Raw genomic sequence first — 25,998 nt, forward strand, 5'->3', positions numbered from 1 at the left:
GCAGTCCTCATCTTTGCTGGTGCGTCAATGCGCACGCGGCAGGCACCTGCAGCCTGCTCGCAATCATGACCCAGACCAGCAGCGCGGCGGCGCTGATCCCGGCGCCGAGCATGCAGACGCCGGTCCAGCCGGCCATCGCATACACCATCGTCGAGGTGATCGCGCCAACAGCGCTTCCGACCGAGTAGAACACCATGTAGCCGCCGATCAGCCGGCTGGCCGCATCCGGGCGCGCGGCGACGAGCAGGCTCTGGCTGGTCACATGCACGGCCTGAAGCCCGAAATCCAGCATGATGACACCTGCGACCACGAACCAGAGCGAGGCTTCCAGGCAGGCGATCGGAGCCCACGCCGCCAGCATCAGCATCAGCGAGAGCCCGGTGGTGCGCTGGCCCCATCCGAGATCGGCGAGGCGCCCGGCATTGCGCGCGGCAAGTGCTCCAGCGAATCCGGCGATGCCGAGCAACCCGATCGTGGTGTGCGACAGCGCGAAGGGAGGCGCCGAGAGCGGCAGCACGATCGACGTCCAGAACACGTTGAGATCCGCGAAAATCAGGAACGCAAACAGCGCGCGCTCGCGCAGGAGCGGCTCCGCGGCAAACAGCGCGGCCGTCGAGCGCAGCAACGACGGATAGGACGCTCCGGCCATCGCGGTCGGCCGGCCGGGCGGCAGCACGCGCACCAGCAGGGCGGCGAGGGCGAGCATGAGGCCGGCCGAGACCAAATAGACCATGCGCCAGCCGCCGATATCGGCCAGCGCGCCGGAGGCGAACCGCGCCAGCAGGATGCCCGCGACCACGCCGCTGGTGACGGTGCCGATGGCGCGGCCGCGCCCGTCTGGCGTCGCGAGCGTCGCCGCAAAGGCAACGAGGACCTGGACGACGACGGCCAGCACGCCGACCAGCGCCATTCCCGCAAGCAGCACCGCGGCGTGCGTCGCCGTGCCGACCACGACGAGCGCGATCGCCGACAGCACGGTCTGGCCGACGATCAGGCGGCGGCGATCCCGGAGATCGCCGAGCGGCACGATCAGGATCAGGCCGAGGGCGTAGCCGATCTGGGTGAATGTCACCACCATGCCGATCGCGGCGGGCGCGATGTCGAGGTCGTGCGTCATGGCGTCGAGCAGGGGCTGCGCGAAGTAGATGTTGGCGACGCTCAGGCCGCAGGTCAGCGCGAACAGCAGCGCCATGGCGGGAGAGAGCCCGCGCCCGGTCGAGTTGCCGTCACCAGCTTTCAGTCCCGCGGGCGCGGTGTCGTTCCCCGTCATCGTCGTCTCCGGCGCATTCCATCTGGTCTTAAAAGAAGACCAGTTGCATCAGATGCTGTCCAGTCTTATTTTAGGACCAGTCTGAAGGGGCTGTGAATGAAACGGACCGGTTTTGCCGAGGCGAGCTGCCCGGTGGCGCGCGCGCTCGATGCCATCGGGGACGTCTGGTCGTTGCTGATCGTGCGCGATGCCTTCGATGGCTTGCGCCGGTTCGGCGATTTCCAGAAGAATCTGGGCATCGCCAAGGGCATGTTGAGCGCGCGCCTGCACAGGCTGGTGGAGCTCGGCGTGCTCGAACCGGTTCCGGCCTCGGACGGCAGCGCCTATCAGGAATATGCGCTGACGAAGAAGGGGCGCGACCTCTTTCCGGTCGTCGTCAGCCTGCGCCAGTGGGGCGAGGCCAATCTGTACGCCCGAGGCGAAGTGCATTCCGATCTGGTGGACGAGGCGGGCCAGCCGGTCGGCAAGCTCGTGCTTCCGTCTCGGGCCGGCCGGCCCCTGACATGGTCGGACACCAGGGTGAGAAAGGCCGGCGCGCGCAAGCGCTGAAGGCGCACCGGCCTCTTCAAGCTGGGATCGCGGGGTCAGTGCGGCAGATGGTTCGCCGAACCCTGCACGATCAACCCGGCCTCGTTGACCCGCAGATATTCGCAGATCCGCTTGCCGCGCTCGTTCTCGTAGAACACAACCACGCTGTCCGGGCTGACGAAAACGTCGATCACCGTGAAATGCAGGTTCGGGATCAGCCCGAGCGCCTTGCCCCAATAGGCCCGCAGCGCATCCTTGCCACGGACCGTGCCGCTGGCATCGAACCCCAGCATGGGGATACGGTCGGACGTCATCACGGCCGCCTCGTCATAGAGTGTGAGCACGCGCTCGAGATCGCGCGCATTCCAGGCCTCGACCCAGGTCCGGCCGAGCGCGGCGAGCGTTGATGGCTGATGGTGCGGTGACATAAGCGTTCTCCCTGATTGGGCTCCTCTGTGATCGGGAGCCAATTAGGTCAAGAATACTGACCTATTTTCATTTGTCCATGCCCAAAGAAGAATGTGGGTGCGTGCCCCGCGCGGTTGCGGGCCGGTCGCACGTCGCGTATCTGCTGGCCATGACAGCAGCACAGCACGACCGCTCCGCGTCGACGCCCTCCGTGGCCTCGGCGCACGACAAGATTCTCATCGTCGATTTCGGCAGCCAGGTGACGCAGCTGATCGCGCGCCGCGTGCGCGAGGACGGCGTTTATTGCGAGATCGTCCCGTTCAACAAGGCCGAACAGGCCTTCAAGGAGATGAAGCCGAAAGCGGTGATCCTCTCCGGCGGGCCGGAGTCGGTGCATGAGGCAGGCTCCCCCCGCGCGCCGCAGCTGATCTTCGATTCCGGCGTGCCCGTGATGGGCATCTGCTACGGCCAGATGACCATGGCCGAGCAGCTCGGCGGCACCGTCGAAGGCGGCCATCACCGCGAATTCGGACGCGCCGATGTCGAGGTGAGAGCGCCGAGCCAGCTGTTCGAGGACGTCTGGTCACCCGGCGGCAAGAACCAGGTCTGGATGAGCCATGGCGACCGCATCACCAAGATGCCGCCAGGCTTCTCGGTGGCTGGCACCTCGCCGAACGCGCCGTTCGCGATCATCCAGGACGAGACGCGCAAATATTACGGCCTGATGTTCCACCCCGAAGTGGTGCACACGCCCGACGGCGCGAAACTCATTCGCAATTTCGTCCGCAAGATCGCCGGCCTCTCCGGCGACTGGACCATGCGCGCCTTCCGCGAGGAGGAGATCGCCAAGATCCGCGCGCAGGTAGGCCAAGGCAAGGTGCTCTGCGGCCTCTCCGGCGGCGTCGATTCAGCGGTCGCAGCCGTGCTGATCCATGAGGCCATCGGCGACCAGCTCACCTGCGTGTTCGTCGACCATGGCATGCTGCGCCTGGATGAGGCCAAGACCGTGGTTGACCTGTTCCGCCACCACTACAACATCCCGCTCGTGCACGTGGATGCCTCCAAGCAGTTCTTGGGCGAACTCGAAGGCGTCACCGACCCGGAAACCAAGCGCAAGACCATCGGCCGCCTCTTCATCGAGGTGTTCGAAGCGGAGGCCAAGAAGATCGGCGGCGCCGATTTCCTCGCGCAAGGGACGCTCTATCCCGATGTGATCGAGAGCGTCTCCTTCACCGGCGGCCCCTCGGTCACCATCAAGTCGCACCACAATGTCGGCGGTCTGCCCGAGCGCATGAACATGAAGCTCGTCGAGCCCCTGCGCGAGCTGTTCAAGGACGAGGTCCGCAAGCTCGGTCGCGAACTCGGCCTCCCCGAAATCTTCGTCGGCCGCCACCCGTTCCCGGGCCCGGGCCTCGCCATTCGCTGCCCCGGCGAGATCACCCGCGACAAGCTCGACATCCTGCGCAAGGCCGACGCCGTCTACATCGACCAGATCCGCAAGCACGGCCTCTACGACGACATCTGGCAGGCCTTCGCGGTGCTGCTTCCGGTGAAGACGGTCGGCGTCATGGGCGACGGCCGCACCTACGACTTCGTCGTCGGCTTGCGCGCCGTCACCTCCACCGACGGCATGACCGCGGACTTCTACCAGTTCGACATGAAGTTTCTGGGCGAGACGGCGACGCGCATCATCAACGAGGTGAAGGGCGTGAACCGGGTGGTGTACGACGTGACGAGCAAGCCGCCGGGGACGATTGAGTGGGAGTAGGGGGCTAATACAGGCGGCAGACAAACAATGATGCGATGTAGCAATGGCTGAGAATTACTCTGAGGCTGCAACCCGGCATTTTCAGGACTCCGAGCTCCTAGCGAAGGACTCGCGGTGGGCTAATGCAAGTCACCTCGTGGGCTTCGCAGCTGAATGCGCGGTGAAGTATCGCCTCGAGAATTTGCGGCCCGCGGCGGAGGTGCCGCACGTGCATTTTCCAAGCTTGCTAGCGGTTGCGAGAAAGCATTTGAAGGGCCGACGTGACGCCACTCTCCACACTGTTTTGAAAATGAGCGCATTGATGGATGGGTGGAGTGTTAACGATCGATATGCACCAAACGCCGCCGTTGGGAAACGGCAATATGACGTCTGGCGCGGACATGCCGCTCGTTTAATGTCTGCCGCGGGGCTCAAGCGATGATGGGAAAGAAAGCAAAAAAAGGAAAGGCGCAGAGGACTAAGTCCACAATCCGCTACGACGAAGCTTTGCCGAAATTCACGGACTTGGTATCTGAGCACTTGGGGTCAAAAGCACTTCGACGAGATTGTTTTCTACGTGATGCGGATGGAAATTTGACGTACGTCGTTCGGGGCAAGATCGCACCGGCGAAGCGTGACGCGCTTGCAAACGCCGTAAAGTTGGAGATGGGAACATACGCGGGCGACCTCCCGATAGCTACACCTGATGAATTGTTTGACGATGCCTTAAACGATTCCGAAGTTGGCATTCTTGAGTACGTTGCGACGGCAGCTACTCAACGAGCGATATTCAATTTGATTGCTGGCGAGTTTATGGGGGCCGATCGACGGCGAGGCCGTACTTACACTTGGGTCATAGATCATCTCGCAGACGCTTTCCATGAAACTACACCCCGTAGTTTTCTCATTGCCTTGCGTAAGGCAGCGCAAACCCGAATTAATCCGAAGGTCACGCCGATCGATCACCTTGGTATTCGAGAGGGTGTTCAGGCGGCTTCAACGGTGCGCGTGGATCAATTGGGCGAAGACTATCCGTGGATCAAAACTGTGCTCGACGACCTAGAGGGGCTCGAAGTTCCCTGCCCCCCAGATGCCTTTGTAAAGCGATGGCGGAGCCAAGGGACTGTGACCCGGGTCAATCAAGTTGCTCGTCGAAGCAGTCGACCCGGTCCGATTGGACTTGAAGGTACTTTAGGACACAGTGCGGCCGAGGAGGTTTTGCTGGATGCACTAAAGAGTATTGGTGTGGTCGAAGAACGGTCCGGCGACCGCATTAACATGCCGGATCTGTTCCGGGTAGCGGCGAAGATCAAGCGTCGCGGAGGCGTGCGGCCGCCCACTGCTAGGTAGTTATTTTCGGCCCCGTGCCGGCGCGCAATCGCGTGAGGATGCGGTCGAGGATGGTCCCGCATCCTGAAGCCGCCCTATGGGGCGGTTTTTTCTCAACCACGCAGCTGCTGCGCCTGCGCGCTGGAAATGTTCGATAGGGCCCAGTCCACAGAATCCCAATCCGCATGTGAACTGTTCACAGCTCTGCGGCGTTGAAGGTCGGTGCAAGTCTCCTCCTTAGCCCCAGAGCCATACATCCTGATCCTGACGGGAGGGGGTCTGCTGATCGCGCTCGTCGCTTGGCTACCCCTCGCCCTGAAGCGGCTGCCCCTGTCTCTTCCGATCGTCTGCATCGGGATCGGAGCTGCGATCTTCTCGCTGCCGGCCGTCACGCTCCGGCCGCTGCCGCTCGATTACCCCGAACTCACCGAGCGTTTCACCGAGTTCGTCGTGATCATTGCGCTGATGGGGGCGGGGTTGAAGCTCGATCGCCCGTTCAGTTGGCGGAAGTGGGGCGTCACCTGGCGATTGCTGGCGATCACAATGCCGATTGGAATCCTCGCAATCACGGCAATGGGAGGGTGGTTGCTGGGCCTGTCCTGGATCGCGGCGCTGCTGTTGGCGGCAAGCCTCGCGCCGACCGATCCGGTGCTCGCGTCCGACGTTCAGGTCGGGCCTCCAAAGACGGGGGAAGAGGATGAGGTTCGCTTCGGGCTGACATCTGAGGCAGGCTTGAACGACGGCTTCGCGTTTCCGTTCGTGCATCTTGCGATCGCCCTCGGCTTGGCCGCGACAACGGGAAAACCCTGGGCCGGGCAGTGGCTTCTCCACAACGTCCTGTGGGAGATTTCCGCCGGCCTGATCGGTGGCTGGCTCATTGGTCGGCTGTTCGGCTGGCTCACGTTCCACGTCCCTGCCGACACGAAGCTGGCCAAAACGGGAGACGGCCTGATCGCAATCTCGGCCACCTTCGTTTCTTACGGCGTGACCGAACTGATCCACTGCTACGGCTTCCTCGCCGTTTTCGTCACCGCGCTGACGCTGCGCCGCTCGCACCGCGATCACGAATTCAACCGGCAAATGCACGACATCACCGAGCAGGTAGAGCGGCTGGCCATGATGGTCCTGTTGCTGCTGTTCGGCGGGGCGCTGGTCAGCGGTTTGCTGCGCCCGCTCGAATTGGTGGATGTGGCTGCGGCCGTGGCGATCCTGCTCATCATCCGGCCGGTCGGCGGATTAATCGCCCTGGCTGGATTCAAGGCTCGGTTTTCGGAGAAGATGACGCTTGCTTTCTTCGGGATCCGAGGTGTGGGCTCGTTCTATTATCTCGCCTATGGGCTCAACCATATGGAGCTAACCGTGGGCGAGCGGCTGTGGGCGATCGTTGGCCTCGTCGCGCTGCTCTCGATCTTGCTTCACGGACTGACGGTCACGCCAGTGATGCGACAGCTCGACAAGAGTGTAGGGCGCGATCCAGATGTCGACGATGCGACTCCATCGCCAAGCCTGCAAGGACCGTCTTCGACGTAAGACGGGGCGTCCGCGCATCGATGCCGTTTGGTCGCCGGCGCAGTTTGTTGCCGTCCTGAGCGCGCGTGCGTACCCGGCGCAAACGTTGGGTGTCCGTCTCGCGCTCTCGTGATACGACGTCCGGATCGTTCCCTTCCGGAGCCCGCCTTTATGTCTGTCGCGACTGCCTCGAGCCAAACATCCAGTGCTGCCGAAGCTGATCCCGAAACCGTCGGCTGGATGCGCGGCTTCCCGCCATCCCCGGACCGCCTCATCACCTTCCAGAACGGCTCATTCCGCAGCTTCCCCGAGCTGCGCTGGGCGTGGTCCAACATCCGCCAGCTCGTGCCGACCGTAAACGTCTGGCGCGGGGCAGGGCCCGCCTCACCGCTGCCGCGCGCGGAGCAGTACATCGGCGCGGTCGCGTCGATCACGATGGACGGCCGTCCGATGACGTTCGCAAAGATGCTGGAGGAGACCTACACCGACGGCATCGCCGTGCTGCACCGGGGCAAGCTGATCTACGAGCGTTACTTTGGCGCGCTGAAGCCGCATAAGCCGCATATCGGCATGTCCGTGACGAAGTCGTTCACCGGCGTGCTCGCCGGGATCCTGGTCAGCGAGGGCAAGATCGATCCGCAGGCGCCGGTCACGGACTATGTGCCGGAGCTGAAGGCGAGCGGGTTTGGCGACGCGCGTGTGCACGAGGTCATGGATATGACCACAGGGCTCGCCTACACCGAGGTTTACACCGACAAGAATTCGGATGTGTGGGGGCTGCGGCGTGCCAACGGCATGGCGCCGATCCCGCCGGACTACGAAGGCCCGACCAACATCTTCGATTTCCTCGTCGCGCAGGCAAAGCAGGGCGAGCACGGCAAGGCCTTTGCCTACAAGACCGTCAACACCGACGTGCTCGCATGGATCTGCCGGCGCGTCAGCGGCCTGACGCTGGCGGAGCTGTTGTCCGAGCGGATCTGGCAGCCGATGGGCGCCGAGGAGGATGCGCATTACCACGTCGACCGCATCGGCACCGAAAGCGGCGGCGGCGGCCTCTCCACGACGTTGCGCGATCTGGCTCGCTTCGGCGAGACCATGCGCAATCACGGCCGCTTCAACGGCCGCCAGATCGTGCCGTCGCAGGTGGTCGAAGACATCGCGTGCGGCGGTGATCCCGCCAAGTTCGCGCCGGCCGGCTATCCCACGCTGCCCGGCGCGTCCTACCGCAACCAATGGTGGGTCACGCACAACGAACACGGCGCCTACATGGCGCGCGGTGTCTACGGCCAGGGCATCTACATCGATCCCAAGGCCGAGATGGTGATCGCGCGCTACGCCTCGCACCCCGTCGCCGGCAACGCCGCCAACGATCCCGTGACGCTTCCGGCCTACATGGCGCTGGCGAAGGCGCTGATGGCGGGCGGGTAGGGCGTCGCACGTTCGCGCCTCACACGCGCTGTCATCGCCCGACTTGATCGGGCGATCCAGTATTCCACAGATGGTTGGGATTGGGCCGAAAAGCTGCGGCGTACTGGGTCGCCCGGTCAAGCCGGGCGACGACAGTGAGCCAAACCGCAAGATCGGTCGAGCACGTCATAGCCGTCCGTGACCAGATGGAGCCGCCACGGAGGAGGGACGATGAAGGCGGCGCTGCACAACTATCAGGACCGGATGCGACGGGTGCTGGACCATATCGACCGGCACCTCGACGAGGATCTGGACCTGGAAAGGCTGAGCGCTGTTGCCGCCTTCTCGAAATTTCATTTCCACCGTCAGTTCGCGGCGACGTTCGGGCTGTCCGTGCATCGCTATGTCCAGCTCGCCCGTATGAAGCGCGCTTCCTACCGGCTGGCCTACAGTGACGCCCAAAGCGTGACGGATATCGCGATGGATGCCGGTTACGATGCCCCGGATGCCTTCGCCCGCGCCTTTCGGCAACGGTTCGGGCAATCGCCGTCGTCGTTTCGCAACTCGCCGGACTGGGAACCGTGGCTTGTGGCCTTCGGGCCTCTCGATAACGCGAGGAGCAAGCGCATGAGGACTTTTACCCACGACGACGTAACGATCCGCGACGTACCCACGACGCGGGTTGCGATCATGGAGCATCGGGGCGACCCGGCAACGCTCGGCAACACCGTCCGGCGATTCATCGCCTGGCGCAGGGCAGCGGGCCTGCACCCCAGGACACATCCGACCTTCAATGTCTGGCGGTCCGAACGGCGCCCCTCGACGCCGGCCGCTTACAGCACGGACCTCTGTGTCGGGACCGACCAGCCGATCGAGCCGAATGGCGAAGAGATCAAGGCCGGCGAGATTCCCGGCGGACGCTGCGCCGTGCTGCGGGTCGTCGGCTACACCGATAATCTTGAGCCCGCCGCGCTCTACCTCTATCGCGACTGGCTTCCGGCCAGCGGCGAGGAGGCGCGCGACTTCCCGATCTATTGCCAGCGGCTGAGCTTCTTCCCGGAAGTGCCCGAGCATGAGACGGTGGCGGAGCTGTTCCTGCCGCTCAAGTAGCGACCTTGGCCTTCATGGTTCGAGACGCCCGCTTGTGCGGGCTCCTCACCATGAGGTCCAAGAAACTGGCCGCAAGATAAGACCTCACCCTGAGTGCCCGCCGCAGGGGGCGCCTCGAAGGATGGGCCGCGGGCGAGCTCGCGCTTACTCGCCCGCCTCCTGCCAATGCGGATAGGTGACATAGGCGGTGACGGCACCCTGCTCGTGCGAGCGGATGGTGACCGTCTCGCCCTTCGGCATGTAGACGATCTCGCCGGCACCTGCCGTGACGGTGCTGCCGGCGCTGCTGACCGAGAGCTGTCCTTCCAGGACGAGCATGACGTCGTCGACGCCGAGCTTTTCGTCCAGCTGCTGGTTCGGTGCGTAACGGCCGAAGCCGATGGTGATCGGCCCGCCGTGACGCTGGTCGATCACATTCGCCGCGAAAATCTCGCCGTCCTGTCCGGGTGAGCGTTCGAACGATGCATCGGCGAGGGTGAATTTGCGAACTTTCATGACAGCCTTCCGTCTGCGAGCACTGATGGGGTGGGGACGGAATAGACGTTGGGCAGGTGTTTGGTTCGCCGCCTGCGAGGTGGTTTGACGCAGCGCGGCGCATTAATATAAGTATTGACTTATATTCGTGGAGGCCGATATTTCCGCTCGAACGAAACGATCGGGAGAAACGCCATGCAGATCGACGTCGCCAAAGTTCTGGGCCTCGTTGCGCGCTCGGTGCGCAATTTCGAGAAGGACGGGCAACCCGCGAGCGCAGTGACTCTGACGCGGCTCTACGACACCGGCGTCGACGATCTCTGGGACGCCGTGACCAGCAGGGAACGCATTCCGCGCTGGTTTGCGGCGGTCGAGGGCGACCTCCGGCTCGGCGGACGTTACCAGGTCAAGGGAAACGCCGGCGGCACCATCACGGCCTGCACGCCGCCGACCCATTTCGCAGCGACGTGGGAGTTCGGCGGCGCGATCAGCTGGATCGACGTCACGCTGGCGGCCGAACGAGAGCAGGCGCGTCTGACGCTCGAGCACACCGCCATCATCGAGGATCACTGGACTCAGTTCGGTCCGGGCGCGGTGGGCGTCGGCTGGGACCTCGCGCTCGCGGGGCTGGATCGCTATGTTGCGACGGGGGCATCGGTCGACCATGAGACGGCCGAGGCCTGGATGGTCTCGCCGGAGGGCAAGGAGTTCATGACGACCAGCGGCGAGTCCTGGCGCGCGGCGCATGTCGCCAGCGGAGTCGATCCCGACGACGCGAAGCGGCGCTCCGACCGGACCATCGCGTTCTATCGCGGCGAGATGCCGCCCGACATCGCACATCCCGGCACAGGAAGCTGATGCACGTTTTCGAAGTCCTCGCCGATCCCGTGCGCCGCCGCATCCTCGAGTTGCTGGCGCGCGGCGAAATGGCGTCCGGTGAGGTCGTCGAAATGATCGGGGCCGAGTTCGGAATCACCCAGGCGGCGGTCTCGCAGCACCTCAAGGTGCTGCGAGAGAGCGGCTTTGCCAACGTCCGCGCGGAGGCGCAGAGGCGGTTCTATTCGGTCGACGTCGCCGGGCTTCGCGCGGTGGATGCGTGGGTCGGCCAGTTCCGGAATTTCTGGGAGCCGAAGCTCGACGCGCTGGCAACCGAGATCGCGCGCGGCAAGCGCGAGCGTCGCAACGCGCCGATCACCAAGCGGCGTGGGAAGCGGGCGTGAGGATGCGGTTCGCAAGGTGGGGCGGCTTCGCCTGCTGCCATCCTTGGAGACGCCCGCCGTTGGCGGGCCCTCAGGATGAGGACCTGATGTGTGGCACTCGTTGTCAGCGCACTGACGCTGCTTAGCCTCATCCCGATGAGACCGCGAAGCGGGCGTCTCGAAGGACGAGGCGCGCGCTCAGATCGCGCAAGGCGACGTATGCGATAGTCCTCCGCGGGGGCGCGTACATTACGAACTCCGGCCCATCTTCTCGAACTTCTTCACCAGCCGCTCGCGCTTCAGCCGCGACAGCCGCTGGATCCAGAAGATGCCGTCGAGCTGGTCGATCTCGTGCTGGTGGCAGACGGCGCGCAGGCCGTCCGATTCCTCGCTTCGCACGTTGCCGTCGAGATCCCAATAGCTGATCCGCACCCGCGCGTGGCGCTGCACCTCGTCCTTGACCCCCGGCATCGAGACGCTGCCTTCGCGGTGGAGGATCATCTCGGGTGAGGTCCATTCTATGACCGGATTGACGTAGGTGAGGGGGCCATCTTTGGCGTCGAGCTCGAGCACGACGAGCCGCAAGGGCACGCCGATATGCGGAGCGGTGATGCCGATGCCGGGCGCGGCGCGCATGGTGTCGAGCAGGTCAGCTGCGAGTTCGCGCAAGCCGGCATCGTATGCAGTGACCGGGCGGGCCGGCATCGCGAGCCGGCGGTCGGGATAGCGGACGATCGGGCGGATGGTCATGCACACCTCCTAGCATTCACGGATCATTGAAGCATCCCGTCTTGACCGTTCTACCAACTGGAAGGTAGATAGCTGGCATGAGCAACGTTTCCTCCACTGCCGACGACATCCTGGCCTGTGCGCGCTCGCTGATCATTGCCGGCGGCTATAACGGCTTCAGCTATGCCGACATCGCTGACGTCGTCGGCATTCGCAAGCCGAGCATTCACCATCACTTCGCCAGCAAGGTCGATCTGGTCCGCACGCTGGTGTCACGCTATCGCGAGGAGGCGCAGGCAGGATTGGCTGCGCTCGAACGCAACATTCCCGACCCGCGCGATCAGCTCGAAAACTATGTGGCCTATTGGGAGGCGTGCATCACCGATGCGACAGCTCCTTTCTGCGTCTGTGCGCTGCTGGCGAGCGAGCTTCCAATGCTCCCGGACGAGGTCGCGCTGGAAGTCCGCGCGCATTTTCGTGCCGTGGCATCCTGGCTGACGGCGGTGCTGGAGCGCGGCAAGCGGAAGGGCCGGCTGCACTTGTCCAGCTCTGCGAAGATCGAGGCTGAAGGCGTCATGGCGACCGTTCACGGCGCGATGCTGTCATCGCGTGCCTATGGCGATCCCAAGATGTTCGGAGCGATCACCCGGCCGTTGCTGGACCGGCTGTCCATCAGGCACTGACGGAGATCGCGCGAGCCCGGCGGTGCAGCCGGCCTGCGGCACTGAATCTGAGCCATGAATCTACCAACTAGTAGGAAGTATCTAACATGACAAATCGTGAGACAACCTTGGACATCGCCGACCGCGCGCAATGGCTGAAGCAGTATTACTTCCTGCGGGCGGCGTTTTCGCTGGCCTGGGTCATCGCGGCCTTGGCCATCGCGCCATCATCGGCAGTCGTCGCCGCGACGCTGCTCGTCGCCTATCCGGCGTGGGATGCCGCCGCCAATTATCTCGACGCGCTCTGGAGCGGCGGATTGAATCAGAACCGGACGCAGGGCCTGAACGTGCTGGTCAGCCTGCTGACCGCATTCGCGGTCGCACTGGCGCTGCGGGTGAGCATGAACTGGATGCTCGGGATCTTCGGCGCCTGGGCGATGTTGTCGGGCTTGTTGCAGCTCGGAACGGCGTTGCGGCGCTGGAAGCTTTACGGCGCGCAATGGGCCATGGTGCTCAGCGGCGGCCAATCCGCGCTGGCTGGCGGCTTCTTCATCTTTCAGGCCACGATGCCGGCAGTCCCGTCGATCGCGAACGTCGCCGGCTATGCCGCGATCGGCGCGGTCTACTTCCTGGTCTCCGCGGTCTGGCTCACGGTCAGCACCTGGCGCCGCAGCGCCGCCGTCTGAGACCTTGCATCGGACGTTTCATGCGTCAGAATCGCGCTGAATCGTCCCTGTGCAGGAACCGGCCGTCGGACAAGTGTTTTGCCCGACGGGTCAAATCGCGGCGGGCCGCCTTCGGCTCATCGCCGCCGCTCGTTAAGTCCTTGATCCAGCAGGGGCCGGCTACTGTGCATGGGGTTGTTTTCGCGAATTTTACTTGGCGGGTCCTGCAAAAACTTGCGTGATCCCTGTCGGCCGGCGCAGTTCCCATTCGTCTTCCCTTCGGACAAGATTGGATGCGGAGGCCAGAGATGAATTCTTCCACCTATCGCTGGGTGATCGTCGCCGCCGGCGGCCTGCTCGGCTGCGTCGCCATCGGCGGCATGTTTTCGTTGCCGGTGTTCCTGCAGCCGATCGCCAAGGACACCGGCTGGTCGGTGACCGGCATCTCCAGCGCGATGACGATCGGCTTCCTGGCAATGGCGTGCACCAGCATGGTCTGGGGCACGCTGTCCGACCGGTTCGGTCCGCTGCCGGTGGTGCTGACGGGGTCGACGGTGCTGACGCTCAGCCTGTTCGCGGCGAGCCATGCGACCTCCCTGATCGTGTTCCAATTCGTGTTCGGCCTTCTGACCGGTGCCTCCTGCGCGGCGATCTTCGCGCCGATGATGGCGACCGTGACCGGCTGGTTCGATACCCATCGCAGCCTTGCCGTGTCGCTGGTGTCCGCCGGCATGGGCGTGGCGCCGATGACGATGTCGCCGCTCGCGGCCTGGCTGGTCTCGAATCACGACTGGCGCACCTCGATGCAGATCGTGGCTCTGGTGGTCGGCGCCATCATGATCCCGGTCTCGTTCCTGGTGCGCCGTCCGCCGGCGCTCGCGCAGGCCGCGGCCGCACCGCTGGGCGAGGGGGCCGGGCAGGACGAGATGTCGATGGGCGAGGCGCTGCGCTCGCCGCAATTCCTGATTCTGCTCGCGACCAACTTCTTCTGCTGCGCCACCCATTCCGGCCCGATCATCCACACCGTCAGCTATGCCGTGAGCTGCGGCATTCCGCTGGTCGCGGCGGTGACGATCTACAGCATCGAGGGTTTTGCCGGTCTCGGCGGCCGCATCGCCTTCGGCCTGATGGGCGATCGTTTCGGGGCCAAGCGCGTGCTGGTCTCGGGGCTGTTGCTGCAGGCATTCGGCGCGCTCGCCTACGTCGTCGCCCATCAGCTTGCGACCTTCTACGCCGTCGGCGCCGTGTTCGGCTTCATCTATGCCGGCACCATGCCGCTCTACGCCGTGCTGATCCGCGAAAACTTTCCGCTCAAGATGATGGGCACGGTGATCGGCGGCACGGCGATGGCCGGCAGCCTCGGCATGGCGACGGGCCCGCTCGCCGGCGGCCTGATCTACGACGCCTTCTCCAGCTACGCCTGGCTGTACATTCTTTCCTGGGCGATGGGCCTCGGTGCCTTCCTGATGGCGATGACGTTCAAGCCCTTCGCGAAGCCGCAGGTCGCCGTTGCCCCGGCGGCCGCATGATCGGAGAACTCAGAGGCGCTTCTCGAAGAACAGGTCCGGATAAGGGTCGTCGTTGAACCGCGGAATCTCGCGCCAGCCCGTGCTGCGGTAGAGTTGGCCGGCCTCGGGCAGCGCGCTGTTGGTGTCGAGCCGCAGCAGCGTGATGCCGAGCTCGCGCGCGGCGCTTTCGGCTGCGTCCATCAGCCGCCGGCCGAGCCGCAATCCGCGCGCGGCGGGCGCGACCCACAGCCGCTTGATCTCGGCATAGCCGTGATCCGTTCCTTTCAGGCCGACGCAGCCGATCGGCAGCGTGTCCGACATCGCGACGATGAAGCTGCCGCGCGGGCGGCGCATGTCCTTGGCGTCGGGGTCGCGCGACAGCGAGACGTCAAAACCTTGGCTGAAGCGGCGGCCGAGTTCGGCATAATACTCGCCGAGGCAGTAACGCGCTTGCTCGCTCCGCGGATTCATCTCCTCCAGCGCGATCCGGTCGCGCGTCAAGGTGGAGGCGATCAGGTCCATCGCCACCAGCAGCGCCTCGGTTTGCGAATGCTGCGCGAGGAAGCCTTCGGCCTGCGTGTTCGACAGCGCCTCGTAGGCCGCAAACTCGCGCCGGCCGGTCCGCGTCAATGTCGCGACCCGCCGGCGCGCGTCGCTTTCATGCGTTTCGGTCTCAATCAGTCCTTCGTCCTCGAGGCTGCGCAGGAGACGGCTCATCAATCCGGAATCGAGGCCGAGATAATCGCGGATCTCGGCCACGTCCGAACGCCCGTGGCCGATCGCGTTGAGCACCCGCGCCGCGCCGAGCGGCCGGCCGCGCCCCAGGAACGAAGTATCGAGCGCGCCGACGGCGGATGTGACGGCGCGGTTGAAGCGGCGGACGCGCGAGACGGGGTCGAGCATGATATCTGACTCTAGTCAGATATCATCGTCTGTCAATCGAGCGATCAAGCGAACAGTCGCGCTTCTTTGTGAGTTGTGCCGGAGCGGCAGGCCGCTACCATATGCCATCTGCCGTGGAACACGGGAGCCAGAAAAGCGGAGGCGACATGAGCGGGCAGGAACGCAAGGCAAAGGGATCGGACCTGTTTGTCGCGGCGCTGGAGAACGAAGGGGTCGATCGCATCTTCGGCGTTCCCGGCGAGGAGAATCTCGATCTCGTGGAATCGCTGCGCACCTCCAAGATCGAGCTGGTCCTGACCCGTCACGAGCAGGCCGCCGCCTTCATGGCAGCCACGCATGGCCGGCTGACCGGCAAGCCCGGCGTTTGTCTGTCCACCCTCGGCCCAGGCGCGCTCAACCTGTCCACCGGCGCGGCCTATGCGCATCTCGGCGCGATGCCGATGATCCTGATCACCGGCCAGAAGCCGATCATGAGCAGCCGGCAGGCGCGCTTCCAGATCGTGGACGTGGTCGCGACCATGAAGCCGCTGACGAAGCTGTCGCGGCAGATCATCAGTGCCTCCAGCATTCCGACCGTGGTGCGCGACGCCTTTCGCGTCGCGATGGAGGAGCGGCCCGGGCCGGTGCATCTCGAATTGCCCGAGGACATCGCTGGTGACGAGGTGCCTGATGTCCCCGTGATCCCGGTCCATCCGATCGAAATCCCGGTCGCCCATCGCGCCGCGCTCGACCGCGCCGCGGAGATGATCCTGGCTGCGAAACACCCGCTGGTGATGATGGGGGCTGCGACCAGCCGGCCGCGTTCGACGCACGGCATATCGAGCTTCGTGCGTCGCACCGGCATTCCGTTCTTCACCACGCAGATGGGCAAGGGCACCGTGCCCGGCGGCACAAATCTCTACATGGGCACCGCCGCACTGTCCGAGCGCGACTATGTCCACGACGCCATCGATGCCGCCGACCTGATCGTCGCGATCGGTCACGACCCGATCGAGAAGCCGCCCTTCATCATGGGGCCGTCGGGGCCGAAGGTCATTCACGTCAGCTACACGTCGGCCAGTGTCGAGCAGGTCTATTTTCCGGACGCCGAGGTTGTCGGCGATGTTGGCCCGAGCCTCGAGCTGCTCGCCGACCGGCTCGAAGGCAAGCTGCCGCAGGCTGCAGCGCTGCTGCCGCTGCGCGAGGAAATCCTGCGCCACATCGCCGACCGCGCCACCGAGGCGCGCTGGCCGCCGACGCCGCAGCGCATCGTGCACGACATCCGCCAGGTGATCCCCGAGAACGGCATCGTCGCGCTCGACAACGGCATGTACAAGATCTGGTTCGCGCGCAACTACCGCACCCGCGTCGCCAACACGCTGCTGCTCGACAATGCGCTGGCGACCATGGGTGCCGGCCTGCCGTCGGCGATGATGGCCGCGATGCTCTATCCCGACCGCCGCGTGCTCGCGGTCGCCGGCGACGGCGGCTTCATGATGAACAGCCAGGAGATGGAGACCGCCATCCGTCTCAAGCTCAACCTCGTCGTGCTGGTGCTGGAGGACAACGCTTACGGCATGATCCGCTGGAAGCAGGCCGTCGACCATTTCGCCGACTACGGCATGACCTTCGGCAATCCCGACTTTGTTCAGTATGCGAAGGCATACGGGGCGAAGGGGCATCGGATCGAGAGCATCGACAGTTTTGGCGCCACGCTGGATGCCGCGTTCAAAGAGGGCGGGGTGCATCTGGTCGTGATCCCGATCGACTATTCGGAGAACGTGCGGGTGCTGGTCGACGAGCTGCGGGCGCATGAGAAGGCGAAGAGGTGATGATTGGCTATCATGCCCCGGACGCGGCGCAGCGCCTCTTGGCGGGCGCTGCAGAGCCGGGTCCATCTACCAGCGAGCCTTATCGCCTGCTGGGACGCGGCAGTGATAACTTGCGCTGCCCTCTCTGAGCGCCGAAACTGAGTAGCCCACCAACAATAGGAAAAAATCATGACCCGCATTCGCTGCGTTACCGAGATGGGCATGGGCGTCGACGTGCACGGCAGGGACGCCACCAAAGCGGCCAAACGTGCGGTGTCGGATGCCATCAGGCATTCGAGCCTTGGCTTCTTCCGGATGATCGGCAAGACTGCGAACGACATGTTTGTCGACGTCACGATCGCGGTGCCCAATCCGGAAGCCGTTGACAAGGAAGCGGTGGCGAAGGAGCTGCCTTACGGCACCGTCACCGTCACCGCGGTCAAGGGCGGATTGGAAATTCCCTCGGCCACGGAAGTCGCCAACGACCCCATCCTGATCGCGAATGCCGCCGTCATCGTCAGCTTCGAGAAGGACTGAGACGGTGTCCGCCAGCGATGAGGCGCTGCTCGATCGTCCGATCTGGAGCGCTCTGACGACCAGCCATAAACATCTGGCCGAGGGCGGGCCGCGGGCGCTGCGCTATCCCGTCGACATGACGCCATTCGCAGACATGGCCAACATATCCGAGGCCAGCTTTGCCGCGCTCGGCGATCTCATGTCGGGCTCGCAGGTCGCCGCATTGTTCACGCCGGAGCCGGTCGAAATTCCATCCGGATTCAAGGTCGTGATCGCCGGGCCTTGCGAGCAGATGATCGGCTCGCCCGCCGACAGTCCGCTTCGCGATGCCGAGATCGTCACGCTTGGTGCCAACGACGTTTCAGCGATGATGGCGCTGACGGAACTGACGAAGCCCGGGCCGTTTGCGCGGCGCACCCATGAACTCGGCACGTTCCTCGGCATCCGCGCCGGGGACCAGTTGGTCGCGATGACCGGCGAGCGGATGAAGCCGGGCAAGTTCACCGAGATCACGGCCGTGTGCGTGCATCCCGACCATCGCGGCCGCGGCTATGCGCAGGCGCTGCTCGCGGCGGTGGCGCGCGGGATCGAGGCCCGCGGGGAAATTCCGTTCCTGCACGTGTTTTCCAGCAACGCGTCGGCGATCGCGCTGTACCAGCGGCAGGGCATGCGCATCCGCCGCTGCCTGCACGTCACCGCGTTCATGAAGCAGCAATAGTCGCTGCGGCCTTCAATTCCCGCGAAAGCGCGCTATATCCGTCCAAACACAATTGGGGGAGACTGATGGACGCCAAGGTGACGGAATTTTCCGCCGTGCGGACGGCGATGCAGCGTTACGTCGATCAGGAAATCATTCCGGGCGCATCCTGGGCCGTGCTGCGCGGGCGCGAATTGGTCGATCAGCAATGCGTCGGCTTTGCCGACCGCGAGGCCAATACGGCGCTCCGGCCCGACCATATCTTCCGCGCCTTCTCCAACACCAAGATCTTCGTCACCTGCGCGATCATGCTGCTGGTCGAGGAAAGCCGCATCGGGCTCGATGACGCGGTCGAGACATTCCTGCCGCAGCTCGCTGGTCGCAAGGTGCTGAAGCCGGGCGCTTCGAGCCTTGCCGATGTCGAGCCGGCGAAGAGCCCGATCACGATCCGGCAGCTCCTGACCCACACCGCGGGCCTCAGCTACGGCATCTTCGATCCCGGCACGGTGCTGTTCAAAGGCTATAACGAAGCGCGCGTGCTCAATCCGCTGACGCCGCTCTCCGACATGATCGACAAGCTCGCCGATCTGCCGTTGTCCTATCATCCCGGCACGGCCTGGGAATATTCGGTGGCCACCGACGTGCTCGGCCGTATCGTGGAGGTGGTTTCCGGCCAGCCGCTCGATGCCTTCCTCAAGGCGCGCATCTTCGATGTCCTGGGCATGACCGACACCGGCTTCCACGCTCTCGAAGCGCAGCAGGGCAGGCTGGTTGCGCTCTACACCGGTGCCGACGTGCTCGATCCCATGAAGCCGGGCCTCACGCGGGCCGACAATCTGCCGTTTCCGCAAGCCTATCGGCGGCCGTTCCCGCGGCTCTCGGGCGGCGGCGGTCTGGTCTCGACCTTGCCCGACATGCTCGCGCTGGTCCGCGCGCTGCTGCCTGGTTCGGATGCGCTGCTGAAGCCGGAGACGCTGCGGCAGATGATGACGAACCAGCTCCCGGCAGGGCAGACCATCCGCTTCGCCAATCTCGGCCCGATCCCCGGCAAGGGTTTTGGCCTCGGAGGCGCCGTCACCTTTGCGCCGACGCCGTTTGATCCGCCGAACTCCACCGGCGAATTCCAGTGGGGCGGCCTTGCCGGCACCCATTGGTGGATTTGCCCGCAGGCCAATACCGCGGGCGTCCTGATGACCCAGCGTTACATGGGCTTCTGGAATCCGTTCTTCTTCGAGTTCAAGCGCCTGGCCTATCAGGCCGTCGGAGGCTGACGCGAAAAAAATCACGCTGCCCGCGAATCCTTTCCGGCCGGCGCGCCCTCTTGATGGTCGAGGCATTGGGCCTCGGCTCATCTCGGAGGATGCAATGGCATTTTACAGGAAAAACATCGGCGGCCTGCACCAGGCGGTGCGGATCTCCTTGGGCGTGGCGGTGGTGATCGCGGCATTCGTTTATCTGGCGGGTGCGACCGCGTGGCTGGTCGCGCTCGGCGGCGTCGGCTTCGCGCTGACCGGCCTTGTCGGTTATTGCCCGATGTGCGCGATGGCAGGTATTGGGCGAGGGGACGTGTCGTGAGCGCGGCTGTGATCTCACCAAAGCTGTTCGAGTCCGCCCGGCTCGGCGACCCCCATGCGATCGCCTCGCTGCTCGAGACGGCACATCCGGACATCCGCCGCTATGCCCGTGCGACGTGCCGCAGCTCGGCGGATGCCGAGGATGCGGCGCAGGAAGCGTTGTGGATCCTGTTCCGTCGCGTCGGCACCATCCGCTCCTGGCTCGCGTTTTCGGCGTGGCTGTTCAGCGTCGTCCGCCGCGAATGCCTGCGGCTGGCGCGCAGAGCAGGCCTCGCGCCTGATATTGATGACGCTGCGGCCGAAGCGCTGCTGTTGACGCGTCCTGAAAACGATCTGCGGATCGACGTGGCCGCGGCCTTCGAGGCGCTGCCGCCGCACTATCGCGATGTCGCGCTGATGCGCGACGTCAAGGAGATGACCATTGATGAAATCGCCGACGCAATTGGTGCGACCCGGCAAACCGTAAAGGCGCGCCTGCATCGCGCCCGCGCCTTGATGCGCGAATATCTGACGAGGTGAGCCATGACCGATTATCAAAGCCCTGACGATCTCAAGTCGGTCCCGGCGTTCGCAGCCCTCGCGCCGGTCGAGGCCAAGGCGTTCCTGGCCTTCAACCATGCGGTCGAGCGCAAGGACGGATTGATTCCGCCGAAATACCGCGAGCTGATCTCGCTCGCGGTTGCCCTCACCACGCAGTGTGCCTATTGCCTGGACGTGCATACGGCGGCAGCCGCCAAGGCCGGTGCCTCCCGGGAAGAAGTTGCAGAAGCCGCAATGATCGCGGCGGCTGTCCGGGCTGGCGGCACGCTCGGCCATGCATTGCTGGCGCAGCGTCTGTTTGAACGCCATCGCGACAAGACGTTATAGGTCTTCGGGCGCATGAGGACATCGACCATGACGGACGCGTAACTTGCCAAACTATCTCGGCCTCGACGGATTTCGCCTTGGCTGGGTTGCGGCCTGGATCAACGAGCGCGGCGATCATGGCTTCGATTATTCGCCGGGCCTGACGCGCCTGCTCGCAATGCCGCATGCGCGAGCGATGATCGACATGCCGATCGGATTGAATCCGGCCGGCTATCGCGCCTGCGACCTGCGTGCGCGCGAGCTGATTGGCCCCGCCGTGTTTCTCGGTGCGCGGCGGGATCTCTGGACGTTCACCGACATGGCTGAAGCCAACCGTTACTACTGGACGCAGGAGGGCAAGGGCAGGGGTGTGTCGGCGCAGCTATGGAATATCAGGGACAAGATCAGGGAAGTCGACGATGTCATGACGCCGGCGCGGCAGGCGACGATCGGCGAAGCGCATCCGGAGTTGATTTTCTGGAATCTTGCCGGACGAGTACGGCTCGCGAACAAGACATCGGTGCAAGGCCGCGAGCAGCGCCTTGCGCTGCTGAGAGATCGGGGTTTCACTGAGGTCGCGAGATGGTTGGCGCTTCGCCACGGCACCGGCATCGGTCGCGACGATCTCATCGACGCCTGTGCCTGCGCAGTGGCGGCGCGCGACAGCACACAGCGTGTCGGCGGCGAGGAGATCGATACCCGCGGATTGCGGATGGAGATCAATTATTGAGAGCGAGGGGTCGGTCCAGTTCGGGAAAAAGCGGCAATTTATTTGAAGCATGCAGGAACTGGCGCCGGTCGATCCGCGTTCCCGTCCGAACAGATGCCGGGGAAGCTCTTGCGATGAATGATGCCAGTCAGTTCGCCACTGCGATGCTCGCGCTCGTTTTCACTGGAGCACTTCTCGTCACCGGCCAGCTCTTCATCGAGCAACGCGCACAGCGTGACGTCGCCTACACCAGCGGGCACGTGTTGCGGCCGATGTGACGGGCTGGCTGCACGGGCATTGAACTGACAACTGCTCGGCCTTGCGCCGTCGGCCGGCTGGCCTAGACTAGGCGGCGTTTCACCAACGCAGCCGCAGCCGGAGTGCCGATGTCTGATCTCGCCGCCTTTCCCGTCACCAAGCGCTGGCCCGCCAAACATCCCGAACTGCTCCAGCTCTATTCGCTGCCGACGCCGAACGGCGTCAAGGTCTCGATCATGCTGGAAGAGATAGGGCTGCCCTACGAAGTCCATCTCGTCGACTTCGGCAAGGACGACCAGAAGACGGCGGAATTCCTCTCGCTCAACCCGAACGGCAAGATTCCGGCGATCATCGATCCCAACGGACCCGGCGGCAGGCCGCTGCCGCTGTTCGAGTCCGGGGCGATCTTGCAATATCTCGCGGAGAAAACCGGCAAGCTTCTGCCCGAGGACGCCGCGCGCCGCTACCAGACCATCCAGTGGGTGCACTTCCAGATGGGCGGCATCGGGCCGATGTTCGGCCAGGTCGGCTTCTTCCACAAGTTCGCCGGCAAGGATTTCGAGGACAAGCGGCCCCGCGATCGCTACGTCGCTGAAGCCAAGCGCCTGCTCGGCGTGATGGAAGCGCATCTGGCTGGTCGGCAATGGTTCATGGATGATGACTACACCATCGCCGACGTCTCCATGCTCGGCTGGGTGCGCAATCTCATCGGTTTCTACGGCGCCGGCGATCTGGTCGAATTCAGCCAGTTCAAATCGGTCGGTACCTGGCTCGAACGCGGGCTGGCGCGCCCGGCGGCGCAGCGTGGGTTGAACATTCCACCGCGGCCGTGAGAGATCAAAACAGCCGTCCCCCGTTTGGCACCGGCTTGCTCGGCTGCACCAGCACGACCTTGCCCTCGGCACCGGGGAAGCCGAGCGTCAGCACTTCGGAAATGACCGGTCCGATCTGGCGCGGCGGGAAGTTGACCACGGCGGCGACCTGTTGTCCCACCAGGGTATCGAGCGGATGGTTCTCGGTGATCTGGGCCGAACTCTTGCGCACCCCGATCACCGGGCCGAAGTCGATCCACAGCCGGAAGGCCGGCTTGCGTGCCTCCGGAAACGGCTTTGCATCGACGACGGTGCCTACGCGGATATCGACCGCGAGGAAGCTGTTGAAGTCGATGGTCGGCGTGGCGGCGGCTGCGGGATCGTGGGTGACGTGCATGGGGTGTCCGTTCGGCGTTGGCGTTCGCAATATTGTCGCGCGAGGCGGAGTTTCGTACAACGCTGCGAACATCACGAAGGCCATGCGCGAGGAACATCTTGTCCACCACCATCTACGGCATCAAAAACTGCGACACCATGAAGAAGGCGCGCGCCTGGCTCGACACCCATGGGGTCGCGTATGAATTCCACGACTACAAGGCGTTAGGCGTGGACAAAGACAAGCTCAAGCAGTGGAGCGACAAGGTCGGCTGGGAGATGCTGCTCAACCGCGCCGGCACGACCTTCAAGAAGCTGCCCGATTCCGACAAGGAAGGTGTCACCGAGAAGAAGGCGCTGGCACTGATGCTAGCGCAACCATCGATGATCAAGCGGCCGGTGCTGGAGATCGGCGGCAAGCTGCTGGTCGGCTTCAAGCCGGACATCTATGCCAAGGACGTCAAATCGCACTGAAGGTCAGTTGAGCTCGACGGTCTCGGTGGCGACGGCGGGACCGGACGAGTCGGCGAACTCGACAACGTCAGCGGCCGCGATGCGGCCGGGTGCGCGGTGGAACAGGTCGCGTTCGATCACGGCGCGCAGCTTTGGGCGCGGAAGCGCGTCATTTCCGCGCATCAGATTCTTGATCTCGAAGCCGCCGTCCTCGCAGAAAGTCTTGAGCGAGGCGATGATGTGGCAGACCTTGCCGTCGGTCTGGAACGGTAGCAGCAGCCGTTCGTAGGCGACCACGCGACCGTAGATGTCGTCAACGTCGGCAATGCTGTAGACCGGCAGTCCGCGCGCCGCGCATTCATAATAGATCGGCATCACGAAAGGCGCGAGGCGCGGCCCGATATAGTCGTCGAGCAGCACGCCCTTGCCGGTATGGCCGTAGGCGCGGGAGATGCGCGTGCCTTCGCTCTGGATGGTGAGCTGCGGCTCCGGTGTCGAGGCATCCACCGTATAGTAGATCAGATCGGACAATTCATCTTCGAGGCGCTCGGGCTGGTACTCCCAAATCGCCGGCGCGCTCTGCTGGCGCGCATAAAGTCGCAGCCACGTGTTCAGTAGATCACGCTGCCTGATCGACTTGACGACGGAGGGAGCGGAGCTTGCGAAATTCAAAACAATATTCCCGGCAGTTCGAAACCCGCGCATGATCCTCCCCGCGGGAAAATTTTCTATGAAGGCTGGCGCGCGGGCCGAAAGACCGTTAACGACGGCTTGACGACCGGTGTCTTGTGAACCGGGAGGCCGGGCAGGCGATACCGAAACGGGTCCGACTAAGGGAGCATAAGTCTCCCGGGCGGAGACCTGATCTGCTCAGCTTTCCGCCTTGCCTAACCCCCGTCACCTCCGGCATATTCCGCGCCCGGAGGCGACGTTTCGGGACAGGCTGCAAGGATAAGCTCCAAGGCCCCCGGAAAGCCGAAGCAACTAGGGATAGCCACGCTTTTTGCGGGCAGGGGGAAATCTGTTTGGCCGATGAGTTTATTCTCGAAACGGAGGGCTTGAGCAAGGAGTTCGCGGGCTTCTTCGCCGTCCGCGACGTTGCGCTCAAGGTTCGCCGTGGCAGCATTCATGCGTTGATCGGCCCGAACGGGGCCGGCAAGACGACGTGCTTCAATCTTCTGACCAAGTTCCTGAAACCGTCTGCCGGAAAAATCCTCTACAAGGGGCAGGACATCACCGCGATGGCGCCCGCCGATGTGGCGCGCCTGGGGCTTGTTCGTTCGTTCCAGATTTCGGCGGTGTTTCCGCATCTCACCGCGCTGGAAAACGTCCGCGTCGCGCTTCAGCGCCAGCACGGCTCCTCGTTCGATTTCTGGCGCTCCAAGTCCGTGCTCAACCAATTCAATGATCGCGCGCGCGATCTGTTGAACGACGTCGGTCTCAGCGAGTTTGCCAACACGCCCGCGGTCGAGATGCCCTATGGGCGCAAGCGCGCACTGGAGATCGCAACCACGCTTGCGCTCGACCCTGAGATGATGCTGCTGGACGAGCCGATGGCCGGCATGGGCCACGAAGACATCGACAAGATCGCGGCGCTGATCAAGCGCATCTCGGCGAAATACACCATCCTGATGGTCGAGCATAATCTAAGCGTCGTGGCCAACCTCTCCGACATCATCACCGTGCTGACGCGCGGGCAGGTGCTGGCGCAAGGCCATTACAGCGAGCTCACCAAGGACGAGCGCGTCAAGGAAGCCTATCTGGGAGCCGGTCATGCCTGACACTGCGATCGCCGAGGCTCCGGCCAAGGCTGCGACCGGCGGAAACATCCTCCAGGTCCGCAACCTCGAAGCCTGGTACGGCGAGTCCCACATCCTGCACGGGATCAACTTCGACGTGAACGCGGGCGAGGTCGTCACCCTGCTCGGACGTAACGGCGCCGGCAAGACGACGACGCTGAAGTCGATCATGGGCATCATCGGCAAGCGTACCGGCTCGGTGAAGTTCAACAATCAGGAGATCATCCGCGCGACCTCCGACAAGATCGCGCGCATGGGCATCGCATTCTGCCCGGAAGAGCGGGGCATATTCGCCAGTCTCGACGTGCGGGAGAATTTGCTGCTGCCGCCGGTGGTCCGCGAAGGCGGGCTGCCGCTCGACCAGATCTTCGATCTGTTCCCGAACCTGAAGGAACGCCTCAACAGCCAGGGCACAAAGCTGTCCGGTGGCGAGCAGCAGATGCTGGCGATCGCGCGCATCCTGCGCACGGGCGCGAGCTTCCTGATGCTGGACGAGCCGACCGAGGGCCTGGCGCCCGTTATCATCCAGCAGATCGGCCACACCATTGCGCGGCTCAAGAAGGAGGGCTTCACGATCCTCCTGGTCGAGCAGAATTTCCGCTTCGCATCCACCGTCGCCGACCGCTACTATGTCGTCGAGCACGGCAAGATCATTGACGGATTTGCCAATGCGGATCTTGCCGCCAACATGGACAAGCTCCACACCTATCTTGGTGTCTGA

General features: G+C 64.1%; 31 protein-coding genes. 24 read left to right on the forward strand and 7 right to left on the reverse strand.

Annotated elements, in window-relative coordinates; genetic code table 11:
* Positions 1–7: 7 nt before the first annotated feature.
* Positions 8–1,270 carry an MFS transporter gene (locus C7G42_RS28270; RefSeq protein WP_106952194.1) on the reverse strand — a complete coding sequence of 421 codons (1,263 nt, stop codon included), beginning with the start codon at positions 1,268–1,270 and terminating at the stop codon, positions 8–10.
* 96 nt (positions 1,271–1,366) lie between these two features.
* On the opposite strand from C7G42_RS28270, the gene C7G42_RS28275 reads away from it, so the two are divergent.
* Complete coding sequence (locus tag C7G42_RS28275; RefSeq protein ID WP_106952195.1) at positions 1,367–1,819, forward strand: winged helix-turn-helix transcriptional regulator; 453 nt, start codon at positions 1,367–1,369, stop codon at positions 1,817–1,819.
* Between the two features lie 35 nt (positions 1,820–1,854).
* Here the strand turns inward: C7G42_RS28275 and C7G42_RS28280 are convergent, their stop codons facing one another.
* The gene (locus tag C7G42_RS28280) at positions 1,855–2,226 is read right to left on the reverse strand and encodes a nuclear transport factor 2 family protein (RefSeq protein WP_106952196.1); all 372 of its coding nucleotides are present in this window, start codon (positions 2,224–2,226) and stop codon (positions 1,855–1,857) included.
* A gap of 149 nt (positions 2,227–2,375) precedes the next feature.
* Between C7G42_RS28280 and guaA the strand changes: the two genes are divergently transcribed.
* From guaA to C7G42_RS28300, 5 genes are all read left to right on the forward strand, one after another.
* Positions 2,376–3,974: a glutamine-hydrolyzing GMP synthase gene (gene guaA, locus C7G42_RS28285; RefSeq protein ID WP_106952197.1), complete on the forward strand. Its 1,599-nt coding sequence runs from the start codon at positions 2,376–2,378 to the stop codon at positions 3,972–3,974.
* Between the two features lie 417 nt (positions 3,975–4,391).
* Positions 4,392–5,303, forward strand: coding sequence for a hypothetical protein (locus C7G42_RS34895; RefSeq protein ID WP_147250293.1), 912 nt, complete (start codon positions 4,392–4,394; stop codon positions 5,301–5,303).
* Between the two features lie 201 nt (positions 5,304–5,504).
* Entirely contained in the window at positions 5,505–6,812 is a 1,308-nt protein-coding gene (locus C7G42_RS28290) for a cation:proton antiporter (protein WP_106952198.1), read from the forward strand.
* A gap of 150 nt (positions 6,813–6,962) precedes the next feature.
* Positions 6,963–8,219, forward strand: a complete 1,257-nt coding sequence (locus tag C7G42_RS28295) for a serine hydrolase domain-containing protein (protein ID WP_106952199.1) — start codon at positions 6,963–6,965, stop codon at positions 8,217–8,219.
* 210 nt (positions 8,220–8,429) lie between these two features.
* Complete coding sequence (locus C7G42_RS28300; RefSeq protein ID WP_106952200.1) at positions 8,430–9,308, forward strand: AraC family transcriptional regulator; 879 nt, start codon at positions 8,430–8,432, stop codon at positions 9,306–9,308.
* A gap of 144 nt (positions 9,309–9,452) precedes the next feature.
* Here C7G42_RS28300 and C7G42_RS28305 read toward each other — a convergent pair whose 3' ends face one another.
* Positions 9,453–9,803 carry a EutQ-related cupin domain-containing protein gene (locus C7G42_RS28305; protein ID WP_106952201.1) on the reverse strand — a complete coding sequence of 117 codons (351 nt, stop codon included), beginning with the start codon at positions 9,801–9,803 and terminating at the stop codon, positions 9,453–9,455.
* 174 nt (positions 9,804–9,977) lie between these two features.
* On the opposite strand from C7G42_RS28305, the gene C7G42_RS28310 reads away from it, so the two are divergent.
* Positions 9,978–10,640, forward strand: coding sequence for an SRPBCC family protein (locus tag C7G42_RS28310; RefSeq protein ID WP_106952202.1), 663 nt, complete (start codon positions 9,978–9,980; stop codon positions 10,638–10,640).
* Positions 10,640–11,002: an ArsR/SmtB family transcription factor gene (locus C7G42_RS28315; protein ID WP_106952203.1), complete on the forward strand. Its 363-nt coding sequence runs from the start codon at positions 10,640–10,642 to the stop codon at positions 11,000–11,002. The genes C7G42_RS28310 and C7G42_RS28315 overlap by 1 nt, the downstream gene beginning before the upstream one ends.
* A gap of 228 nt (positions 11,003–11,230) precedes the next feature.
* Here the strand turns inward: C7G42_RS28315 and C7G42_RS28320 are convergent, their stop codons facing one another.
* Complete coding sequence (locus C7G42_RS28320) at positions 11,231–11,731, reverse strand: peptide deformylase (RefSeq protein WP_106952204.1); 501 nt, start codon at positions 11,729–11,731, stop codon at positions 11,231–11,233.
* A gap of 77 nt (positions 11,732–11,808) precedes the next feature.
* On the opposite strand from C7G42_RS28320, the gene C7G42_RS28325 reads away from it, so the two are divergent.
* The 3 genes from C7G42_RS28325 (at position 11,809) to C7G42_RS28335 (ending at position 14,566) form a co-directional block, all read left to right on the forward strand.
* Entirely contained in the window at positions 11,809–12,393 is a 585-nt protein-coding gene (locus C7G42_RS28325) for a TetR/AcrR family transcriptional regulator (protein WP_106952205.1), read from the forward strand.
* 86 nt (positions 12,394–12,479) lie between these two features.
* Positions 12,480–13,058, forward strand: coding sequence for a hypothetical protein (locus C7G42_RS28330; protein ID WP_106952206.1), 579 nt, complete (start codon positions 12,480–12,482; stop codon positions 13,056–13,058).
* A gap of 287 nt (positions 13,059–13,345) precedes the next feature.
* Positions 13,346–14,566 carry an MFS transporter gene (locus C7G42_RS28335; protein WP_106952207.1) on the forward strand — a complete coding sequence of 407 codons (1,221 nt, stop codon included), beginning with the start codon at positions 13,346–13,348 and terminating at the stop codon, positions 14,564–14,566.
* Between the two features lie 9 nt (positions 14,567–14,575).
* On the opposite strand, the gene C7G42_RS28340 is transcribed toward C7G42_RS28335, so the two are convergent.
* Entirely contained in the window at positions 14,576–15,448 is an 873-nt protein-coding gene (locus tag C7G42_RS28340; RefSeq protein WP_106952208.1) for a bifunctional helix-turn-helix transcriptional regulator/GNAT family N-acetyltransferase, read from the reverse strand.
* A gap of 146 nt (positions 15,449–15,594) precedes the next feature.
* Between C7G42_RS28340 and C7G42_RS28345 the strand changes: the two genes are divergently transcribed.
* The 10 genes from C7G42_RS28345 (at position 15,595) to C7G42_RS28385 (ending at position 22,671) form a co-directional block, all read left to right on the forward strand.
* Positions 15,595–17,259, forward strand: a complete 1,665-nt coding sequence (locus C7G42_RS28345) for an acetolactate synthase large subunit (RefSeq protein ID WP_106952209.1) — start codon at positions 15,595–15,597, stop codon at positions 17,257–17,259.
* 168 nt (positions 17,260–17,427) lie between these two features.
* Positions 17,428–17,775 (forward strand): Lin0512 family protein, encoded by a 348-nt coding sequence (locus tag C7G42_RS28350; protein ID WP_106952210.1) that lies wholly within the window; start codon positions 17,428–17,430, stop codon positions 17,773–17,775.
* Entirely contained in the window at positions 17,741–18,472 is a 732-nt protein-coding gene (locus C7G42_RS28355) for a GNAT family N-acetyltransferase (protein ID WP_106952211.1), read from the forward strand. The genes C7G42_RS28350 and C7G42_RS28355 overlap by 35 nt, the downstream gene beginning before the upstream one ends.
* A gap of 65 nt (positions 18,473–18,537) precedes the next feature.
* Positions 18,538–19,722 carry a serine hydrolase domain-containing protein gene (locus tag C7G42_RS28360; RefSeq protein ID WP_106952212.1) on the forward strand — a complete coding sequence of 395 codons (1,185 nt, stop codon included), beginning with the start codon at positions 18,538–18,540 and terminating at the stop codon, positions 19,720–19,722.
* A 94-nt stretch (positions 19,723–19,816) separates the two neighbouring features.
* Entirely contained in the window at positions 19,817–20,026 is a 210-nt protein-coding gene (locus C7G42_RS28365) for a YgaP family membrane protein (protein ID WP_199581191.1), read from the forward strand.
* On the forward strand, positions 20,023–20,544 hold the full coding sequence (locus tag C7G42_RS28370) for an RNA polymerase sigma factor (RefSeq protein ID WP_106952214.1): 522 nt from the start codon (positions 20,023–20,025) through the stop codon (positions 20,542–20,544). Before C7G42_RS28365 ends, C7G42_RS28370 begins: the two co-directional genes overlap by 4 nt.
* A 3-nt stretch (positions 20,545–20,547) precedes the next feature.
* The gene (locus C7G42_RS28375) at positions 20,548–20,892 is read left to right on the forward strand and encodes a carboxymuconolactone decarboxylase family protein (RefSeq protein WP_106952215.1); all 345 of its coding nucleotides are present in this window, start codon (positions 20,548–20,550) and stop codon (positions 20,890–20,892) included.
* A 43-nt stretch (positions 20,893–20,935) separates the two neighbouring features.
* Positions 20,936–21,601 carry a DUF429 domain-containing protein gene (locus tag C7G42_RS28380; RefSeq protein ID WP_106952216.1) on the forward strand — a complete coding sequence of 222 codons (666 nt, stop codon included), beginning with the start codon at positions 20,936–20,938 and terminating at the stop codon, positions 21,599–21,601.
* Positions 21,602–21,714: 113 nt separating this feature from the next.
* The gene (locus C7G42_RS35515) at positions 21,715–21,858 is read left to right on the forward strand and encodes a hypothetical protein (RefSeq protein WP_199581192.1); all 144 of its coding nucleotides are present in this window, start codon (positions 21,715–21,717) and stop codon (positions 21,856–21,858) included.
* Positions 21,859–21,966: 108 nt separating this feature from the next.
* Entirely contained in the window at positions 21,967–22,671 is a 705-nt protein-coding gene (locus C7G42_RS28385) for a glutathione S-transferase family protein (protein WP_106952217.1), read from the forward strand.
* Between the two features lie 4 nt (positions 22,672–22,675).
* Here the strand turns inward: C7G42_RS28385 and C7G42_RS28390 are convergent, their stop codons facing one another.
* Positions 22,676–23,047: a tRNA-binding protein gene (locus C7G42_RS28390; protein WP_106952218.1), complete on the reverse strand. Its 372-nt coding sequence runs from the start codon at positions 23,045–23,047 to the stop codon at positions 22,676–22,678.
* 98 nt (positions 23,048–23,145) lie between these two features.
* Here C7G42_RS28390 and C7G42_RS28395 point away from each other — a divergent pair, with 98 nt between their 5' ends.
* On the forward strand, positions 23,146–23,499 hold the full coding sequence (locus tag C7G42_RS28395; protein ID WP_106952219.1) for an ArsC family reductase: 354 nt from the start codon (positions 23,146–23,148) through the stop codon (positions 23,497–23,499).
* Positions 23,500–23,502: 3 nt separating this feature from the next.
* Here C7G42_RS28395 and C7G42_RS28400 read toward each other — a convergent pair whose 3' ends face one another.
* Positions 23,503–24,183 carry a hypothetical protein gene (locus C7G42_RS28400; RefSeq protein ID WP_106952220.1) on the reverse strand — a complete coding sequence of 227 codons (681 nt, stop codon included), beginning with the start codon at positions 24,181–24,183 and terminating at the stop codon, positions 23,503–23,505.
* A 320-nt stretch (positions 24,184–24,503) separates the two neighbouring features.
* Between C7G42_RS28400 and C7G42_RS28405 the strand changes: the two genes are divergently transcribed.
* Positions 24,504–25,259 carry an ABC transporter ATP-binding protein gene (locus C7G42_RS28405; RefSeq protein ID WP_094974563.1) on the forward strand — a complete coding sequence of 252 codons (756 nt, stop codon included), beginning with the start codon at positions 24,504–24,506 and terminating at the stop codon, positions 25,257–25,259.
* The gene (locus C7G42_RS28410) at positions 25,252–25,998 is read left to right on the forward strand and encodes an ABC transporter ATP-binding protein (RefSeq protein WP_106952221.1); all 747 of its coding nucleotides are present in this window, start codon (positions 25,252–25,254) and stop codon (positions 25,996–25,998) included. The genes C7G42_RS28405 and C7G42_RS28410 overlap by 8 nt, the downstream gene beginning before the upstream one ends.

Origin of the sequence: Bradyrhizobium sp. MOS003, from assembly GCF_003020125.1 — a bacterium.
In the GTDB taxonomy this organism is placed as follows: Bacteria; Pseudomonadota; Alphaproteobacteria; order Rhizobiales; family Xanthobacteraceae; genus Bradyrhizobium.